Genomic DNA, 2,812 nt, shown 5'->3' on the forward strand with positions numbered 1-2,812 from the left:
CTATTGGTTGTACCAAGGTCAATTCCTATGATTTTAGCCATGTCTTACTCCTGTAAAAATATTTTTCTTTATTTACTTTTTTTGAACTGGTTATGAATAAAGAATAACAAATTGATACAAGAATCATATTAACAAAACATAGAAAAAAGGTACACAAAACCATTAAAAACAAAACCCATATGGTTTTTAATCCTTTGGGCTTTGTCTGGTTTAGTTTTTTCGGGCGTTAGGGCTGGCTGATTGTTACAGAATCAATCTCAACCTTTACAGGCAAGACATCGAAAGAGGAAACCGAGACCCCAATCTGTCCATCTCGCAGCACATAATTGTTTTCTTCAAGAACACGCGTTTCGTGACCGTTGATAAAAAGCGATAAGGTTCGCTCATTGCAGATAATACTATAAGTATTGGTCTCTTTGCCTGCCTTGATTTTGTTGGAACCACCATCCGCAATTTCTGTATAAATCACATTCCCATCAGCACGAATAATAGCATGGAATATCCAAAAGAGGCCATTATTTGCGATATTGAATTCGTACCAGCCCTCATCAGGCGTATAACGACAAATTAAGCTGACATTATTAGTATTTACACCACGATTTTCGGCAACTACATCAATCCGTACATTATCATATTCGTAAGCATCATAGGTGACATAAGCCCATTGTCCCTCGCTACCAAGATCAAAGAGAATGCGTTCATCTTCAACACCAACATACATTGTGCCAAAATCATTCTCAGAGAAGGTCGGGTTTCCGCCACCTTTAACCAGAAAGTAGGTCCACTGGCTTGTGTCACCTGAAAAATCCTCTGTGTAGTATTCTTGAGCTACTGGCTCCGGGGTTGGCGGGGGGCTTGTCGGCGGCTCTTGAACTGGCGCCTCTACTTCTTCAGCAGGTGCTGGTTCATCTGGAGTTGAAGTGCCACAGGCCAGGCCGACAATCAGGATAAAGACGACCAAAAACAAAAAAGGTTTTGCTAGCTGGTATTTCATATCATTCTCCTCTACGTTGGTAAACTTAATCGATGTTGCCAGTATAGCAAAAACAAAACCTAATCACAATAGGAATTAGGTAAAGTCGGCCGTCTTCAAGATCACACCCAAATAACAAAAAACGCATCCTTTTTGGATGCGTTTTAGTGGAGATGGCGGGAATCGAACCCGCGTCCGAAAAAATCGAGCCTCGAATATCTACGAGCGTAGCTGATTGATGATCGTCACCGGAGAATTCTCAATCAGCAGGAAATTTCTCCAGTCAGCCGCTCGGACCCGAAAGTCCTCTTTCGCATATTTAGCGGTATCTTATGCGGCACTCCGTCTTTGCGTCGCCCGATCCTGTGACCCGACGAAGTTCGGTACAGGCGGACGCGGTCTCTTGAGACCGACTACTATGATCTTCGCTTAAGCAGCGAGGGGCATAGCAGCGTAAGGTGTGCGTTTGGCACTTGTTTTTTGCGCTGAGTTTACGAGCATCGGCGCCTCTCGGCTCGCAATTCGGGATCAGCCTCCTCCGTCGAAGCCTGTCATCCCCATGCATCGCTATTATAGCATGAAGCAGAATTCAAACACAGGATAGGATTTAGAATTCTTGCTCGAATGTTAGCTTTATGCTAGACTTTATTTATCCACCTCCAAGAGAAAATCCATTACTGAGAAATTTCTGATCGTTAATGATGATCTCAACATGCTCCCTCTGGTTGGTTTAATGCCTCAAAATCAAGGGGATCAAATTGCGGCAGCGGTCCTCTACCAACCAGAGAGCATCACCAATCATCATACCAATATACCTTCGGCCATAATCGTAGGGAACGAGAATAAAAAATGATGCAAGGGATTGCCAGTCAGGTCAATAAAAAAATTGAGTTTGCGGGAGAACTTTATCGGCAAGCAAAACACCCCATTGCTCTTACGGGAGCGGGGATATCCACCCCGTCTGGAATTCCAGATTTTCGGTCGGAGGGCACCGGCCTATGGGCCAAGAACGAAGCTATGGATGCTGCTTCTCTCTCCGTCTTTCGATATGACCCATCCCGGTTTTATAACTGGTTTCGCCCCCTTGCAAATCAAATCATCAGGGCTGTACCAAATGCTGCCCACATCGCTCTTGCAGATCTTGAGAATTCCGGCTATCTGGATGCGATCATCACCCAAAATATCGATATCCTGCATCAAAAAGCCGGCTCAAAAAATCTGATTGAAATGCACGGCTCACTGCGCACTCTTTCGTGTACACAGTGTTACCAGCAAATCGAAGCCGCTCCATATCTGAAACCCTTTGTTGAAGAGGGAACCATTCCCCACTGCCCCAGTTGTGACGCAATTCTCAAGCCAGATGTGATCCTCTTTGGCGAACAACTCCCTCAAAAAGCATGGCTCAAGGCTCAAAATGCTGCCCGCAATTGCGATCTGATCCTCGTCATCGGTTCTTCGCTGGAGGTCTTACCTGTTGCGGGGCTGCCCATGCAAACATTGGACCGTGGCGGACACCTCATCATTATCAACCAAACTCCCACATATCTTGATGTGCGCGCTGATATTGTATTCTCTCAAGATGTTGCAGAACTGCTTCCAGAATTAACCAATCGAGTACTCAACCATGGATAGTAAAACAAAAAAACTGGCAAATTATCGTCGTTTAGTGGAAATTTCTCATGATCTTGCCTCCACCCTTGATCTGAATACGCTTCTTTACAGGATCGTAAAGGTTTCCGCAGAAATCGCTGATGCCGCAGAAGCCTCGATCTTGCTCTACGACGAAGCAGCGAAACAACTTCATTTTCAGGTTGCCACCAATATGGATTTACCGAATAT

The 2,812-nt window shown here is 44.8% G+C and carries 3 protein-coding genes and 1 other RNA gene; 2 read left to right on the top strand and 2 right to left on the bottom strand.

All coding sequences use genetic code 11. The annotated features are described in order from the left end of the window. Positions 1 to 226: 226 nt before the first annotated feature. Positions 227 to 994 (bottom strand): hypothetical protein, encoded by a 768-nt coding sequence (locus AC3DOM_RS10660; protein WP_487919030.1) that lies wholly within the window; start codon positions 992 to 994, stop codon positions 227 to 229. Between the two features lie 144 nt (positions 995 to 1,138). Beyond that, positions 1,139 to 1,532, bottom strand: a transfer-messenger RNA (tmRNA) gene (gene ssrA, locus AC3DOM_RS10665). Positions 1,533 to 1,822: 290 nt separating this feature from the next. On the opposite strand from ssrA, the gene AC3DOM_RS10670 reads away from it, so the two are divergent. Then, positions 1,823 to 2,605: an SIR2 family NAD-dependent protein deacylase gene (locus AC3DOM_RS10670; protein ID WP_487919031.1), complete on the top strand. Its 783-nt coding sequence runs from the start codon at positions 1,823 to 1,825 to the stop codon at positions 2,603 to 2,605. Then, on the top strand, positions 2,598 to 2,812 hold a 215-nt coding region (locus AC3DOM_RS10675), incomplete at its 3' end, for a hypothetical protein (protein WP_487919032.1). The genes AC3DOM_RS10670 and AC3DOM_RS10675, both read left to right, overlap by 8 nt.

This window comes from Candidatus Desulfolinea nitratireducens, assembly GCF_982879505.1.